The 17,154-nt window shown below is 59.8% G+C and carries 11 protein-coding genes and 1 pseudogene; 5 read left to right on the top strand and 7 right to left on the bottom strand.

The genetic code is table 11. The features are described 5' to 3' along the window. Window positions 1-30: 30 nt before the first annotated feature. Window positions 31-1,347: an AarF/ABC1/UbiB kinase family protein gene (locus tag QN370_RS16460; RefSeq protein ID WP_322127599.1), complete on the bottom strand. Its 1,317-nt coding sequence runs from the start codon at window positions 1,345-1,347 to the stop codon at window positions 31-33. Then, window positions 1,344-1,505, bottom strand: coding sequence for a hypothetical protein (locus QN370_RS16455; RefSeq protein WP_322127600.1), 162 nt, complete (start codon window positions 1,503-1,505; stop codon window positions 1,344-1,346). Before QN370_RS16455 ends, QN370_RS16460 begins: the two co-directional genes overlap by 4 nt. Window positions 1,506-1,970: 465 nt before the next feature. Between QN370_RS16455 and QN370_RS16450 the strand changes: the two genes are divergently transcribed. The 5 genes from QN370_RS16450 to QN370_RS16430 all read left to right on the top strand — a co-directional run bounded on the left by QN370_RS16450 (window position 1,971) and on the right by QN370_RS16430 (window position 11,464). Further along, entirely contained in the window at window positions 1,971-5,744 is a 3,774-nt protein-coding gene (locus tag QN370_RS16450) for a response regulator (RefSeq protein ID WP_322127601.1), read from the top strand. Next, window positions 5,741-6,838, top strand: coding sequence for a response regulator (locus QN370_RS16445; protein WP_322127602.1), 1,098 nt, complete (start codon window positions 5,741-5,743; stop codon window positions 6,836-6,838). The genes QN370_RS16450 and QN370_RS16445 overlap by 4 nt, the downstream gene beginning before the upstream one ends. Beyond that, window positions 6,838-7,845 (top strand): response regulator, encoded by a 1,008-nt coding sequence (locus QN370_RS16440; protein WP_322127603.1) that lies wholly within the window; start codon window positions 6,838-6,840, stop codon window positions 7,843-7,845. The genes QN370_RS16445 and QN370_RS16440 overlap by 1 nt, the downstream gene beginning before the upstream one ends. A gap of 67 nt (window positions 7,846-7,912) precedes the next feature. Further along, window positions 7,913-8,068 (top strand): hypothetical protein, encoded by a 156-nt coding sequence (locus QN370_RS16435; RefSeq protein WP_322127604.1) that lies wholly within the window; start codon window positions 7,913-7,915, stop codon window positions 8,066-8,068. A 90-nt stretch (window positions 8,069-8,158) separates the two neighbouring features. Next, the gene (locus QN370_RS16430; protein ID WP_322127605.1) at window positions 8,159-11,464 is read left to right on the top strand and encodes a DEAD/DEAH box helicase; all 3,306 of its coding nucleotides are present in this window, start codon (window positions 8,159-8,161) and stop codon (window positions 11,462-11,464) included. Between the two features lie 230 nt (window positions 11,465-11,694). Here the strand turns inward: QN370_RS16430 and QN370_RS16425 are convergent, their stop codons facing one another. The 5 genes and pseudogenes from QN370_RS16425 to QN370_RS16405 form a co-directional block, all read right to left on the bottom strand. Further along, window positions 11,695-12,984, bottom strand: coding sequence for a HipA domain-containing protein (locus QN370_RS16425; RefSeq protein WP_322127606.1), 1,290 nt, complete (start codon window positions 12,982-12,984; stop codon window positions 11,695-11,697). Further along, entirely contained in the window at window positions 12,981-13,247 is a 267-nt protein-coding gene (locus QN370_RS16420; protein ID WP_322127607.1) for a hypothetical protein, read from the bottom strand. The genes QN370_RS16425 and QN370_RS16420 overlap by 4 nt, the downstream gene beginning before the upstream one ends. Before the next feature lie 187 nt (window positions 13,248-13,434). Then, window positions 13,435-13,677, bottom strand: a pseudogene (locus QN370_RS16415) (hypothetical protein); the annotation flags it as partial. Window positions 13,678-14,000: 323 nt separating this feature from the next. Further along, complete coding sequence (locus QN370_RS16410) at window positions 14,001-15,611, bottom strand: NAD(P)-binding protein (protein WP_322127609.1); 1,611 nt, start codon at window positions 15,609-15,611, stop codon at window positions 14,001-14,003. Continuing rightward, on the bottom strand, window positions 15,611-17,122 hold the full coding sequence (locus QN370_RS16405; protein WP_322127610.1) for a polyamine aminopropyltransferase: 1,512 nt from the start codon (window positions 17,120-17,122) through the stop codon (window positions 15,611-15,613). The genes QN370_RS16410 and QN370_RS16405 overlap by 1 nt, the downstream gene beginning before the upstream one ends. Between the last annotated feature and the right edge of the window lie 32 nt (window positions 17,123-17,154).

The raw sequence follows: 17,154 nt of genomic DNA, 5'->3' as shown, positions 1-17,154 counted from the left end.
CGGGCAATGCAGCGTTCCCGCAATGAGTCCTTACCAGAGTCCGCGAATCAGCGTCGCCATGTCCACCCTCGCCTGCAGCCGCGCAGCCAGCAAATACACCCCGCCCAGCTTGCGGTGCAAAAACAGCGCGGCGGCAGGCGGCGTGTGCCAGAAATCCGGTTCGCGGCCCAGTGCTAAACCGGCATCGCGAATGCGTGCGGCCAGATCGGACTGGCCGAAGTCATACGGCCCCTCGCTGCGCAGCGGTTCGCAGGCTTGCGCGAACATCGCCAGCACGGCTTGCCGATGATGTGCGGCGGTCTTTGTATCGTAGTAGCCAATTGCGCAGGCAGCCGTGTCCATGGCGTCCATGTCACCGGCAAGCGCGCCGCGCACGATGGCACGAAACTGGGTCACCAGTTCTTCCGGGTAGACGCGCGTGGCACCAAAGTCGAGCAGGATGACTTGTGCCGTGACCGTGTCATAGCGATAGTTGGCAAAATTCGGATCGGTCTGAATCAAATGGAATTCGAATAGTTCGCGCAACACCAGGCCGATCAGCAAGGTCGCGATACGGTCGCGCACTTCTTGCGGTGCGCCCGTCATCGATTCGATCGGTACGCCATTCATGCGCGTCATGGTCAGTACGCTCGCACTGGTCAGTTCCGGTACCAGCGCCGGTACCGCATAGTCGGTCGCGCCGGCCAGCAGGTTGCCGAATTGCGTCATGTATCGGCCTTCGCACAGGTAATCGGCCTCTTCATGCAATTGCAGTTTTGCGTCGGCCATCAGCGGCGCAATATCCAGCGTGGACGGCAACAGTCCGGACAGCCGCAGCAGGCCGGCAACGTTATCGACATCGCTGTCAATGCTTTGCCGTACGCCCGGATACTGAATCTTGATGGCGACGTCGCGACCATCCTTCAATTGCGCAAAATGCACCTGGCCGATCGACGCTGCCGCGATCGGGGTAAAGGAAAACTGGCGAAACTGGTGACGCCATCCCTCGCCCCAGCCCGCATCAAGCACGGACACGACCTGGCTCATCGGCATCGGCGTGGCATCCGAGCGCAGCCGGGACAGGATCGCAGCGATCTCCGGTGGCAACAAATCGCCGGCATCCATCGATAGTAATTGCCCGACTTTCATGGCAGCCCCGCGCAGCTTCGACAACTGTTCGGCGACCCGGTGTGCGTTGGCGGGCGTGAGCAGCAAGTTGCCCAGCACCGGGCGTTTGCCTTGCGCCAGTTGTCGTGCCCCTTCAGCCAGCATGCCGCCAGCAACCCCGGTCGCCAGGGAACCAAGGCGTGCCATGCGCGACCAGCGACCGGCCGGTACGGCAGTGCCTGGCACGAGTGGTTTGGTCATTCGCGCTCCGCCTCGGAGGCGGCCTGGTCGTCCGCGTCTGGCTTGTCGAGGGGTGGATAACACATTTTTTCGCCGTCCCATTTCTGGCCACACCAGCATTCGCCATCGGCGTTGATCAGGCAGGTATCAGTGCCACAGCAGCGCGGGTCATTCGTCATAAGAAGTTCTGCTATCAGTTAAGTGCCTGGAGAGATCTGAGTGCGGCTGCAAGCAAACCAAGGCACCGAACTGTAGCAAGGTTTTGGCAAGTAGGAGCGGTATGCGATTGAAGCCGATTGAAGCCGATTACAGCGAGTTGACACCATCAAATAACGAACTATTGCTTTTCGTTATTTTAATTTATTGAATATGTTTTGAAAAATTACCAAAAACCAATTATCAGTAAAAAATGTTACTTAAAGGCTCGTAGTAATCAGTGCTACTCTGAATTAGGTCATTGCCCCTTAGCACAATTTTTGATGTGGCGTTTGACCCCTGACACGTACCCATCACAAGACTTGCCAGCAAACCATCTTCCGCAGACGATGCGATCCATCCACACCGAGATTGGTTGACATGCAACGTAGCAAGCTCCTTATGCGACTTATCAGGTGCCCGGTATCGCCATTGGATCGGACGCCATCATGACCGGCGGATCGGCAAGGAACCGGATCGAGTGGATGCTCTTGATCACGACGCTGCTCATTGTCAGCATCTTCGTCGGGTTGCTACATCTGGCATCAGCGGACCAGCTGCGCGCCAGCGAACAGCAGCGAATACAAGTCTTTACTGACGTGCTGGCCAATGACATCGAGGACAACCTGATTGTCACCAACCGGGTCCTCGATGACATGATCCGGGATGATCTTGCCGGTACGTATTCTGATTCTTCCGGCATGAGCCTGACCAAGCACTTGCAGCGAATGGAAAGCGCCATGCCCGGCGTGCGTGCGCTATACGTGCTCGATGCATCCGGCAAGGTCATCGCGACCTCCAATCCACTGCTGACTAATCTGGACCTGTCGTATCGGTCGTATTTCAAGCAGGTCCAAGCCCATCCCAGCAAGACAACACTGTTTGTGTCTGCGCCGTTTCTGTCACTGAAAAATGATGTGATCATCACCTTGTCGCGCATGTTACCGGCCAGCGATGGCAGTTTTGGCGGCGTCGTTCTGGCAAGCTTCGATCCTAACTACTTCACCGGCATTTTTCGGCAACTGGCGTATGCCCCCGACCTGCGCACTGTCGTTGTTCATGGCGATGGCCGACTATTGCTGAGCTATCCGGCTGCGCCGGAGGTGGATTTTTCCAGTCCCGAACAGGCCGACAGCCTGTTCATGCGGCATCGCCGCAGCGGGCTTGCCGATAGCGTGCAAAGTGGTCCTTCCCTCACCGGCGAACTGCGCGTCATGGCCTTGCGGACCGTCTCTCCGGCATCGCTGTCGATGGACAAACCGCTGGTCATTGGCATTAGTCGCGGTGTCGATGCGATTGCCCAACCGATGCGGCAAAGGGCTTTCCTGATCGCGATGTTTTGCGCAGCGCTATCGCTGGTGGCCTGCGGCGCACTGTTCTATTTGCAGAGGCATCGTCGTACGCTGAAAGCACTTCAGGCAGCGCGGGATGACGAGCGCGACCAGGCGAACACGCTCATGCACACCGCCGAGACAGAGCTGCGCCGCAGTCGCAATGCATTGCAGGCGGTATTCGACAACATGAACGAGGCGATTTTTGTACTCGACCAGCACAGCACGCTGTTGCGCATCAACGATGCGGGTCGCACCATTCATGGTCTGATGGACGCCGACACGACGGTCACTGATGTGCTTGCCAGTATCGAACTGCTGGGTGCAGACGGCCGCCGGCTGCCGGCTGCCGAGTGGCCGACCCTGCGCGGTTTGCGTGGCGACTTTGTGCACGACACGCCACTGACTGTGCGACGCAAGGACAACGGTGCGCGTCGTGCGATCGAATGCAGCACTGCCGCAATCCGTACCAGCGAGGGCGCGCTCGATATGCTGATCGTGACATTCCGTGATGTCAGCAGTCATCGGCTCAGCAACGCACTGCGCGATAGCGAAAGCCGTTTTCACACTCTCATTGAAGACGCGCCGCTAGCGATTGTCATTTTGCGGCGCGGTCTTCTGATGTACGCCAATCCGCGCTATAACTTACTGCATGGCTACGCGGTCACCGATGATCTTGTGGGCATGCCATGGCGTACGATGATCGCTCCGGAATCGATTGCGCTGCTGGGTGAACAGGAAACATTGATTGGCGAAGACAGTGCAACCGACCTGATGTTTGAAGCGATGGGTCTTGGCAAGGACGACTGCCGGGTCCCGGTCTATAAAACCACGACCCGTGTGGTGTTGGCCGATGGACCGGCGACGCTGATTTTTGCGCAGGACATCTCGGCCCAGAAACAAGCCGAGGCCGCCTTGCTGCAGGCACTTGACGAAGCCGAAACCGCCAATCGCAGCAAGGCTGACTTCCTCGCCAACATGAGCCACGAAATCCGCTCGCCGCTCAATGCCATCCTCGGACTGGTCTATCTGCTGGAGCAATCGGCGCTGGAACGCGATGCCAGCGCCATGGTGACCAAGATCCGTAGCTCCGGGCGCCTGCTGCTCGGCATCATCAACGACATCCTCGATGTCTCGAAGATCGACGCTGGCCACATGGTCGTCGAGCAGGCACCCTTCCGTCTGGCCGACCTGATCGACAACATCGCCGGCAGCATGGGTGTCGCCGCTGGCGACAAGCATCTCGAATTGCTGATTCGTCCGCTACCCGATGGCATCAACCTGCTGACCGGCGACGCGCTGCGCCTCGAGCAAGTGCTGGTGAACCTGACCAGCAATGCGATCAAGTTCACCGCGAGCGGTCAGGTTGACCTGCGCGTGGCGCTTGTCTCCCGCAGCGACGACCGGCTGACACTGCGCTTTAGCGTGCGCGACACCGGCATCGGCATTCCGCTCGCCTTGCAGGACCACGTGTTTTCTGCCTTCACCCAGGCCGACAGTTCGACCACGCGCCGCTTCGGTGGCACCGGTCTGGGCCTGACGATTTGCCGCAAGCTGGTCCATCTGATGGGCGGCCAGATCGGCATGACCAGCACACCCGGTATCGGCAGCGAATTCTGGTTCACCGTGCCGCTGCAACAGGATGGCAACGAACGCGCCAAGCTGCCTGCGCGCAGGATCAGTGCGCTGGTCGCCGACGACAGCGAGATTGCCCTGAAAAATCTCGGCGACATTGCCAGCGGTCTGGGCTGGAACGTCGTTACCCGTCCATCCGGTGCTGCGGTGCTTGCCACATTACTGGAACAGTCTGCCGATAACCTGCCGGAAGTCATCGTACTGGACTGGAAAATGCCCGGTGCGATGGATGGGATCGCCACCGCGCGCGCCATCCGTGCCGCACTGCCGACCGATTGCTGCCCGATCGTCATCATGGCAACCGCCTACTCGCTCGGTGGACTGACCAGCCTGGCCGGAACCGGTCTGGTGGACGGCATTCTGGCCAAACCGGTCACCGCCTCGACGCTCTACAACGCCGTCATGGAAGCGCAACACGCGCGCGGTACCGGCCCCGTGATACCCAACGCGCCGGACCGCGCCTCGCTACAGGATCTGGCTGGCATTCGCGTGCTGATCGTTGACGACAGCGAAATCAATCGTGAGGTGGCCGAGCGCATCCTGACCAGTTACGGTGCGCACGTCACGCTGGCAGTCGATGGCAAGCAGGCGCTGGACTGGCTGCTCGATCATGGCGACGAGATCGACATAGTGCTGATGGATGTGCAGATGCCGGTCATGGACGGTATTGAAGCGACCCGCAAGTTGCGGTTGCTGCCGCAGTTCGACGACCTGCCCGTGGTGGCACTGACTGCCGGCGCCTTCAAGGAGCAGCAGGACGCCGCCCATGCCGCTGGCATGAACCACTTCATCAGCAAGCCGTTCGAGGTTGCCAGCATGATCGCGCTGATCCGGCGACTGCGGCGGATGCCGGGGTTGCCGGGGTTGCCGACCAGCGCGCCAGCCGCACCGGAACGGGCCCAGGTCGCCTCCGCCGTCATGGATACCGCACGCGGATTGCAACTGTGGCTGACGGTGCCGGCGTATCGCGATTACCTGCAACGCTTTGCCAACAGCTATGCCGGTGCCATTGGCGACATCAACGCGAGTCTGGCCAACGACGACCGCGTTGCGGCTGGCGCACTGGTTCACAAGCTCGCTGGCGATGCCGCCAACATGGCCTTGCCGGACACCCACCGTCTGGCCAGTGAAGCCGAACGCGTGCTGATCGAAGGACGTGATCCGACCCGTGCTCTGGAGCAGCTCGATGCCGCCTTGCAGCAAGCAATCCGTGCGATTGCCCGCTTCACCAGCACCGCGCCAAAGGACGGACAATGACGCGCTCGACCGCCAGACCGCCACCACCCACCTTGCCAGCGGGCTTGCCGGCACTCGACGGCGTGCGCCTGCTCGTTGTTGACGACAGCGACATCAATCGCGAGTTAGCGCACCGCATTCTGTCGAACGAGGGTGCGCTGGTGACGCTGGCCGTCAATGGCCAGGCTGCACTGGACTGGCTACTGGCCCATCCCGACGACGTGGATCTGGTGCTGATGGATGTGCAGATGCCGATCATGGACGGCATCGAAGCGACCCGCCAATTGCGCCGTCTGCCGCAGTTCAACGACCTGCCGATCATCGCGCTGACAGCGGGCACCTTCAAGACCGAGCATGACGCAGCGCACGCAGCCGGCATGAACCACTTTGTCAGCAAACCATTCGACGTGCCAGCGACCATCGCGTTGGTGCAGCGCCTGCGTCGTGCGCGCTCAAACACGCGCTCAAACAACACACCAGCCATCCTGCCGCCTGCTGCAACGCTGTCGATCAGGCCGACGATGGATGTCGCGCGCGGACTGCAGCTCTGGTCCGACGTGTCGACTTACCGCGATTACCTGCAACGCTTTGCCAGTCGCCACGCCAACGTGATCGAACAGCTTGCAACCCATCTGAAGGTGGCTGACAGCCGCAGTGCTGCCGCGCTGGCCCACAAATTGTCTGGCGATGCAGCCAACCTCGGGTTGCCCGACCTGCATCGACTGGCCGGACTGGCAGAGCGGGTACTGTCCCAACAGCAGGATGCCACGGCGCTACTGGATCAATTGCAAATAGCCATGGCGCTGGCGCTGCAGGAGATCGCCGTCTTCGCCCCTGCCATCACGCCGGAACCGGCCAGTCCCGAACCGCTGGCCGGCGCACTCACGCCCGCCGCCCGCGGCGACTTGCACGCCCTTCTCGCCGCGCTGCTGATCGCGCTCGACAGCGACAACCCGACGCCAGTCGAACCGCTACTCGCGTCACTCGCCACACTGCTGCCGCGTGCTGCGCTGGCACCGATCCGTGAATGCGTGCACGGCTTTGATTTTCGCGGTGCCGAAGCCTGTGTGCGGCTGCTGGCACTGCAGTACGAACTTGGATTGAAGGACCAATAATGCTGTCTCTGCAAACCATCCTGATCGTCGATGATGAACCGACCAATCTGGCCATCATGCGCGAAATCCTGCACGACAGTTACCGGCTGGTGTTCGCGCGCAACGGCAGCGAAGCACTTGCTGCGATGGCCAAGCACTTGCCCGCCATGGTGCTGCTCGATGTCGGCTTGCCCGACATCAGCGGCTACGACCTGTGCCGGCAAATCCGCCAGCTCGATGACAGCAATCAAGTCAAGGTGATCTTCATTACCGCCTACAACGACATCGCCCACGAAGCAGCCGGCTTCGATGCCGGTGGTGTCGATTACATCGCCAAGCCCGTGTCACCGCAAATCGTGCGCGCACGGGTTGGCGCGCATCTGTCGCTGGTGCGCGCCACCGCGCTGGAACAGAGTTATCACGATGCGATTCTGATGCTGGGTCATGCCGGGCATTACAACGATAACGATACCGGCTCTCACATCTGGCGCATGGCGGCATACGCCGGGACGCTGGCACGTGGTGTCGGCTGGAGCGTCGAGCACAGCCAGCGGCTGGAACTGGCGGCACCGATGCATGACACCGGCAAGCTCGGCATCGCGCAAGCCATTCTGCGCAAACCGGGACCGCTGGACGAAGACGAGTGGGTCATCATGCGCACGCATCCACAAATCGGCTACGACATTCTCAGCAAGAGCAAGGCACCGGTATTTCAGCTAGCCGCTGAAATCGCCCTGCGTCACCATGAAAAATGGGATGGCAGCGGCTATCCGGGCAAGCTGGCCGGCAAGGATATTCCCGAGTCGGCCCGCATCATTGCGCTGGCCGATGTGTTCGACGCGCTCAGCATGAGACGTCCGTACAAGGAACCGTGGCCGCTGGACCGGATCGTTGCCCACATCCATGCCGGAGCGGGCATGCACTTTGATCCCGACGTGGTCGCTGTATTTGCCGACGTCCTGCCGCAACTGATGGAAGTCCATGCCCGCTGGAGCGACGAAACCACGACCGGAACAGCCCCGTCATGACGCAATCAGGTAGGCGCGTCCTGTTAGTAACAGGGTGATGTATCGACTGGTTTTTGAATCACAACAGATGCCCAACAAGCGACTGCTCATCGAACATGGGCCGTGGTTGACCGAGCGCGACACGGTCGAATACTGGAAAAATTATTTCACCAGACTGCTGCCGACCCAATTCATCTGGATCGAAACCGGCGAGAACATGCGCAACCGACACCTCATGCCATAGCGCTGCATCAAGTGACGTTTTCACGTCAATGTCGTCCAGATCAACAGGCAACTTATAATCACGGGTATTTGCCGCCGACTTAATTTCCTCATGACAATGACATCGCACGCTTTTCCGTTCGACCATGCCCAGTTGCTTCGCTGGCTAGGCCCTGCAACGCTCGCCAAGGGACGCCCCTATGTGCGACGCGTGAGCAATCTGGAGTGGAACAACAACCTGCTGCGCGGCGAAGTCCAGGGTTCCGAGCTGACGCCTTACCAGACCATGGTGGCATTTCGCCAGGCTGACAAGCAACTCGTCATTGACTCCAATTGCAGCTGCCCGGTCGGCTATGACTGCAAACATGTCGCGGCACTGATGATGGCCAGCCTCGAACACAGCGACGCAGTCAGCACCGCCGTGCGTCCGGAACTGATCAACTGGCTGGAGCAATTGCGCGCTCGCGTGACGACACTGGACCCGAAGAAACCGCGTGCCACGCGCCCCAATACCGCGCTGGTTTATGTGCTGGCGTTTTCGCGCTACCACCGCAATTTCGAGGTGCTGTTCTTCAAGGCGGGCGTCAAGCGCGACGGCACCATCAGCGCCATCGGCGCCCCCTGGAACAATGTCGAAAGCGCGCTGCTCAATGCGCCGCAATTCATCAGCGAAGAAGATCTCGGCATCCTGCGCCTGCTGTGGATGGGACGTTCCCGTGCCGGCTATGGCAGCGGTTTCGGACTGGCCGGTTCCAACGGCGCGACTGTCATCGAAAAAATGCTCGCCACCGGACGCTTGTTCGTCCAGGACGAACACGGTGCCATTGCCGTCATCCCGCTCAAACCGGGCGAGCCACGCGATGGCCTGATCGATTGGCAACCGGGTCAATCTGACCGCCTGCAACCACGGCTGCAAACCAGCCCGTCTTCGACCAGCGTGATTCTGGTCGAGCCGCTCTGGTATGCCGATGCCGCCACTGCCGAAGCCGGGCTGGTCAACCTGTCCTGCCCCGCCAACCAGATCGCCGAATACCTGACGATGCCGCCAATCACGCTGGCCGAAGTACCGATGGTGGCCGCCGTGCTGCGCCAGATCGCGCCGGAAATGCCGGCCCCGCCAGTGGCGCAAATGGCGGCGATACGCATCATCGACTGCGCGCCGCAACCGGTGCTGCAACTCGACACGATCCCGGTCCATGCCGCGCATGTCGGCAGCTATGGTCCGTACGGCAAGGAGTTCGACCTCGGCAGCGTGCGCTTCGATTATGACGGTGTCGCTTTCGACCTCGGCAGCACGACCACGTTGATTAAAACCCGCACGCAGGAGCTGGTCCAGGTCAAGCGCCAGCCGCTAGCCGAAAAAGCTCGCCTGGCCGAACTGCGCAAAACCGGTCTCGACCATATTCCGTCGGGCCGTATTTTTGCCAGCAAGCCGCTGCCACCATCGATGTGGGGTTTTCTCGATGCGGACGCGTGGCCGAGCTTTGTCGAAGACGACGTGCCGATCCTGCGCGAAAAAGGCTGGCGCGTCGACATGGACGGCGACTTCCGTTTCAACATCATCGACATCGACGCCATCGACGGCGCAATGCATCAGGCCGCAGATGGCTGGTTCGATCTCGACATGGGCATCCTCGTTGGCGATCGCAAGGTGCGCCTCGAACCGCTGCTGGCCGAGCTGTTCCAGCGCGATGCGCGCTGGCTCAAGGGCGGGCTTGACAGTATTGGCGACGACGAAGCCATCGAACTCAAGACCGATCGCGGCGAACGGTTGCGCCTGCGCGCCGATCGTCTCAAACCGGTCGTGCGGGTGCTGATCGATCTGTTTGACGGCAACACCGGCGAACCGCTGCGCGTCTCGCGTTTCGATGCGGGCCGGCTTGAGGCACTCAACGACACCGGCCGCTGGCAATTCAATGGCGACGACTCGATCCGTTTGCTGGCCCAGCGTCTCAAGGCTGGCGGCGGCATCAGCGATGTGGCGGTACCGGCCAGCTTGCAGGCCGAGCTGCGCAGTTATCAGCAACAAGGCGTGTCGTGGATGCAGTTCCTGCGCGAGCACAATCTGTCGGGCGTGCTGGCCGACGACATGGGCCTCGGAAAAACCATCCAGACACTGACCCATCTGCTCGTCGAGCAGGAAGCGGGTCGTCTCGATCAGCCTGCGCTGGTGGTGGTGCCGACCTCGCTGGTACACAACTGGCGTGAAGAAGCGCGTCGTTTTGCGCCGAGTCTGCGGATACTGGTGCTGCATGGCGCGGGACGCAAGGACCAGTTCGACCAGATTGGTGATCACGACCTGATCCTGACTACCTACGCCTTGCTGTGGCGCGACCATGACGTGCTGTCGCTGCACAACTACCATTTGCTCATCCTTGATGAAGCCCAGTTCGTCAAGAACGCCAGCACCCGCGCTGCCGTCGCGATCCGCAGCATCAAGGCGCGCCACCGCTTGTGCCTGACCGGTACGCCGATGGAAAACCATCTCGGTGAACTGTGGTCGATGTTCGATTTCCTGCTGCCCGGTTTTCTTGGCGCGCAAAAGGACTTCACCAAGCGCTGGCGCACGCCGATTGAAAAAGCCGGTGACACGGTCCGGCGCGATCTGCTGGCGCGCCGCATCCGGCCATTCATGCTGCGTCGTCGCAAGAACGAAGTCGCTACCGAGCTGCCACCCAAAACACTGGTGCTACGCCAAGTCGAACTCGAAGGTGGCCAGCGCGACCTGTATGAAATCGTCCGTACCGCGATGCACGACAAGGTGCGCGCGGTGATCGCTGAAATGGGACTGGCACGCAGCCATATCGTCGTCCTCGATGCGCTGCTCAAGTTGCGGCAGGTGTGCTGTGATCCGCGTCTGGTCAAGCTCGATCAGGCCACCAACGTCAAGGAATCGGCCAAGCTCGAACTGCTGCTGTCGATGCTGCCGGACATGATCGAAGAAGGTCGCAAGGTGCTGCTGTTTTCGCAGTTCACCGGCATGCTCGCGCTGATCGCCAAGGCGGTAGAAAAAGCCGGCATCCCCTACGTGCTGCTGACCGGCGACACCACCGACCGCGCCACGCCGGTCCGGCGTTTTCAGGATGGCGAGGTGCCGCTATTCCTGATCAGCCTGAAAGCCGGCGGCGTCGGTCTGAACCTGACCGCTGCCGATACGGTGATCCATTACGACCCGTGGTGGAACCCGGCCGCCGAAAACCAGGCCACCGACCGGGCACACCGGCTCGGTCAGGAAAAACCGGTGTTCGTCTACAAGCTGATTGTCGCCGGTAGCATCGAAGAAAAAATCGTGGCGCTGCAGGACAAGAAAGCGGCGCTGGCCGAAGGCATCCTGTCGGAAGACGGCGCGGCGGCGGTGAAGTTTTCCGGTGAAGACCTCGAAGCATTGTTTGCGCCCATGCCAGCGATGGAGAAGTAATGTGGTGCTGGGCGCGGTGGCTGGGGCATCGGGTGCAATAACCGAAAGGCATTGCACCGCACCCGCACAAACCGATGGGCTTCGTTACATGCTGCGCCGATCACCGCTTGCTGCAGCGCGGCCAGCATCGCCGGAGATTCGTCGGCATGCAGTGCATGAAAAGCCGCCAGACGCGTGAGTTGCGACTGCTTTTCTTCATCGCTGGAACGGGCCAGTTCGATAATTTGGGTTCAGTCTTTACGAAGCTGCTTTGCCATCGTCGTGATTGGCAAATAAATGATCGCCAGAATCATGCGCAACTGGCTGGCTCTGGCATGGGTCGGGACATCGCTTCTTGCTTCAAATTCGGCTCGAACTTTATCGGCCATGCGTTCACCGTTTCCGGTCATCCGGTCCATTTCACGCGTGGCGGCACCGGGAGCGACACCGAGCTGACGCGCAAAAGTACGCAAGTGCTGCCGAGTGAGCTGCGGGTAGGTTGTTGCGTCTCCCACCTTGAACGACATCGGCACGTCCGGCCATGTCAACTCGCCCGACGAGGCCAGCTCCGGCCTGTTCCACGCCGAGGTCGCCAGCAAGTCATAGTGCGGTGCCAGCTGATAGCCGCCTCGCGTTGCCAGCAAGGACAAATTCTTCAAATGGGCATCGCTATTGCCGATCAATATATTAAATAACGTCCAGCGAAACAGAGCCAGCCGCGTGGTCGCCGGTGGCCGGCATTTTTCGACGATGTCGATCAGTGCATCGACGCCTGACCTGGCGTACTTTGACGCGGCAGACAGCGTCAGCAGCTGCACGGCATCCAGCGCGTGCAGGCGCGATGTCTGCGCTCCCTCAACCTGACGGTCAAAGCGCTCGATGATATACACCGCTGACGGCACATAACGTAACTGCACCGGCGGTACGGACAGCCCGAGTTCCTGTGCCAAGCGCGCGCAGAACCATTCGTTGACGGCGCTGCAGGGATAAAACTCGCTTGACACGTCCGGCTTCAGGATGTGCGTGGATGCCTGTGCACCGATCGGCTCAAACAGTTTCCCTTCGCTACCCACCACCACCTGAAGTTTTTGCTGCGCACCTGCCAAGGACATTTTTTTTGGTGCACCTGCCGCAAGTGGCTGTCGCGGCATGGCACGGATACGTGCTTCCAAGTCTTCGTCAGTGAGCGGCTGCAAACCACCGGCCAATTGCTCTGTATTGGGTGGCAACAAGGTCAGTGCGCCAGCGGACTCGGCACCGTAATAAGCAAGCAAGCTCCAGGCGTCGGACGCATCAGCAGGCAGCGTTGCTGTCAGCTGGGCGCGGACGGCATCTTCCGGCAACAGATTATCGAAAAACCACTGGACCGGCCGGATGGAACCGCCGTCCTCAATTTTTTCAAATGTCAGCGGTAGTCCGGGAGCCAGGCTGTAACCGGTCGCCACCCAGGACATCACGTACTGGAAGGACCAGATACCTTGATTTTCGAACAAGGTGCCAATCATTTCTTTGTTCAGGAAGACATGCAGCACCCGGTTCACGGCCGCGCTCTTTTCTTGCGCCCGGCCGGGTCGGACGTGACTGGCGGCACGCCGGGCGGCAGCTCCAGGATCAGCTCCACGCCTAGTTCATGCAATGTGGCAAACAGAATTTTAAGAGCCGCGGTTGCTTTGCCTTGCTCTTGCCGACGCAACATGGTGCTCGAGGTGCCTAGCGTCCCGGCCAGATCAGCTAGTGGTATGTCGAGCGCAACGCGCGTCGCACGTACCGCAGCGCCGAGTTCTTCAAAAGTGGCAATCTTCAAGTCAACCTCGCATAACAGAGTGGAATCGCTCTATTATTCCCATTAGCCGATCAGAAATCAACTAAAAGAGCAATACTGATCTGTTATGTTGAAGACCTTTGAATCAGTTCTTCATCGATCAATACCGCTCTGTTGTTACAGACTTTCGCTGACGACAGGCGGCCTTAGGCTGGGCTCAATACCACCATCACATGCTGCGCCGATACTGCCCATCCACCTCGAACAACGCATCGGTAATCTGCCCGAGCGAGCAGACCCGCACCGCATCCATGAGCTTCTCAAACACGTTGCCGTCCTCGATCACTGCTTGCTGCAGCGCGGCCAGCATCGCTGGCGATTCATCGGCGTGCAGTGCATGAAAAGCCGCCAGACGCGTCAGTTGCGACTGCTTTTCTTCATCGCTGGAACGGGCCAGTTCGATGAGTTGCGGCGTGGCGATGGCTTCGTCAAGGATCACGCGCCGCCGGGTTTGATCGATCTGGTGTCGAGCATGCCGGATCAATCCCGCGATCTCCTGCTGCGTGCGGCCATCCGATTCGGTGGCGTTCTCAAGACCGTCAAGCTTGGCTAGCGTCGCTTCGGCCTTGTCGAGATAGTGCGCGCTGACAGCCAGATAGTCCTCATGCGCCTGCACAATGCGTGTCGCGTTTTTCTCCTGCAGTTCAGGCGATTGCGCGTTGCTGCGTTTCATGTTCTGAGCCGAACGCATCTGGCGTTTGACGTGTCGCAGGTTGTCGTTGTACTGGCCCCTGTTCAGGTCAAGGACAACTGTCCAGCCCTGTAGCCCCACCAGGCAGCCTCTTCAAAAACTGAAAAACCGGACAGGTCGCCATGTGCAAACAATATCGGTCCGTCCAGTTCGCGCAGGGCCTTCAGTCCCATGTTCGTGCGAAATCCTGGCGACGGCACTGCCATCGCATGACCGCGCAGGGTCATCTCGACGCGCTCAACGCAAGGCGCAAACTTCCAGCCATAGGCTGCCTTCAAATCCACGCAGGCCAGCTCCAGCAAGTCGTCGGGGCTCGCCGTATCAAGCCACTTTCTGGCCGCGTCGGGTGTCTGATCCGACAACGCGCGATAGGCACTGAAGACTGTCTTGCCCGGTAGAGCGACGCGGATATCCTGGTGCGTTGAGACAACATACCCAAGACCAGGCTCCTGGTACACCACGTTATCCCACGACAGCGGCGCGTGCGGCAGCTCCACCGGAAAATCCTTCATCAAAAAATTCGATACCATCCAGGGCGCATAGTCGGGCAAATGCAGGGCCGGATCGAAGCCGTATTCCTTGATCGACTGGACGACCCGAGCTGCGACATACAGCGGCATCGCGCAGATCGCCTTGCGCGCGCGAACAAGATAGGTGTGCGGCACGCCATTGACGAGCTCGAAGCATAACGCTTCAACCCCGTCTGCGGTCGTCTTCAACGACACGGCAGTGCCGGGTTTGCGGCGATTGCCGGCGGCTTTGTCCATCGCTTCGGCGACGGTATGCAAGCCGCCTGCCCACGTAAGCCAGGCACCCTTGCCCGAATTTTCAGCCTGCCCCCAGCGGCTGCAGTAATAGTGCAAACCGGCCCAGGCCGAAATCTGGTCATAGCGTCGGCCATAATCATCGCGGCAGCAATAATTGAGGTACCAATGCAGAGTCGGGGAACGGTAGCCGTTCTGATCCAGCCAGTCCTTGAGCGTAATCTGGTCCAGCGCATGCCATTGCGGGTCAGTCGAAGACAGGACGGTCGGGAAGACGAAGATACGCTTGCCATCGCCGCCATGCAGGTTGCGCAGCCGCTCCACTTCTGCAAAAAAGCGCGTGTGCTCGTCAAGCTCCTCTTGCGCCACGCCCTCGGTTGGAATGAAACCATTCTGCCAGACGCCATTGAACAGTAGCCGTTCTTCCGGCGCGTGCAGGATCAAGCGCTCGTCATAGTAAGGCGATTCACTCATCGGGTTGCGCAGGATGATGCCAAGGTCGCTCAGGATTTCACGAACGTGCGACGACTCAGGCGAAGGGAGCGGCAGATAATGGCCCCCGGTCGGATAGGCGAGCTCTCCAAATCGTCCACCCGCCGCGTTGCCATATGGCTGGGGGCCATCGATCATCAAAAAATTCTTGTGGCCCGCCTTGTTCATTTTCCAGGCGGCAGTCAGTCCGGCGACGCCGGAGCCGAGAATCACCACGTCTGTCGTTATTAGTTCGGATGCCGGCGGCAATGCTCGTCGGTCACGCAGAAAGTGTCCATCCGTGCGCCCTGGATGATTGATCCTGGCATCGATCTCTTGCCAGCCTCGAAATCCCGCACCTCCGGCCAACAGCGCCGCACCGGCAATCCCCCCCGACATCAGAAAAGATCGGCGATCCATCAGCGAATCACCTCGCGCCAGTCACGCTCGAAATGCCGGACCAACGACTGCGTGTTGAGCCGGTTCGGCTCCATTTGCAAACGCGGCATGTCAGGCGGAAAAAGAAACATCTCACGCGTAGTGTCGGCGTTCAGATAACGCATAGGCAGACGGTACTGGGTCGGTGGCTGATACTGCTGCTGCGGCGAGGCCAGGATAAAACCCCATTCGCCAAACGAGGGCACATAGGCATGATACGGATAGGTCAGTAGGCCAACGTCGCGCAGGGTGGCATCGATGGACCAGAAAGCGTGCGGCGCAAAAAATGGCGAGGTCGATTGCACCACGATCAGGCCATTCGCCGCAATGCGTTTTCTGAGCATGCCGTACAAAGGCACCGAGTACAGTTTTCCCAGTGCGAAACTGGATGGATCGGGAAAATCGATGATCGCTGCATCGAACATCGCGTCACTATCACGCAGCCAGACCGCTGCATCGGCATTCACCACTTTCACGCGCGGATCGCTGAAGGCGGCACCGTTCAGCTTTACTAGCTCTGCTCGGCGAGTGAAAGCCGCGGTCATGGCGGGATCAAGATCGACTACGGTGACGTTGCGGATGTTCGGATAGCGCAGAATTTCACGCAGCGCCAGGCCATCACCACCGCCCAGCACCAGCACAGACCGCGCCCAGGGCAATGTCTCCAGCGCCGGGTGGACCAAGGCTTCGTGATAGCGATATTCATCGCGTGACGAGAATTGCAGATTGCCATTAATGTACAGGCGCAGATCGTCTTTCCAGCGCGTAACAACTAGGCGCTGATAGGGTGTGGTGGTCGAAAAAATGATTTGATCGCCAAACAGTCCGTGCTCGCCCCAGGCCACCATGCGCTCCGACAGTGCAAAGCCGCATGTCAGCACGCACATCACCGCGCTGGCGCGCAGCACACGGCCCGTGACATTCTTGAGTTCGTTGCGGAACACATAGATGGTCCACACTGCCACACCGACATTGAGCATGCCGAACATGAATCCGGTGCGCGTCAGGCCAAGGTACGGTGCCAGTACCAGCGGAAACAGAACCGATACCGCCAAGGCGCCAAGATAGTCAAACGTCAGCACGCGGCTGACCAGTTCGTTGAAGTCGGTCTGGCGCGCATTGAGCGCGCGCATCACCAGCGGCACCTCCATTCCCACCAAGGCGCCGATCATGAACACCACCACGTACAGCAGAATGCGAAACGGTGCCGGCATCCACGAAAACGTCAGAAACAGCGCCGCTGCTGATAGACCACCGATCAGGCCCACTGTCAGCTCGATATCGACGAAGCGCGACAGCACGTCCTCGTCCTTGACGTACTTTGAAAAATGCGCGCCTACGCCCATGGCAAACAGGTAGCAGCCAATAATGGTGGAAAACTGCAGGATCGAATCACCAAGCAGGTAGCTTGACAAAGCGCCGGCAATCAGTTCATAAGCCAGGCCGCATGAAGCAACGACAAATACCGAAAGGATTAAAATTCTTTTGTTCATTGGTTACCTTTTGAAATACTATACTTTAGTAA

The sequence above is a fragment of the Actimicrobium sp. CCI2.3 genome (assembly GCF_035019065.1).
Lineage (GTDB): Bacteria > Pseudomonadota > Gammaproteobacteria > Burkholderiales > Burkholderiaceae_D > Actimicrobium.
This window is presented reverse-complemented; position numbering and strand designations above follow the sequence as displayed.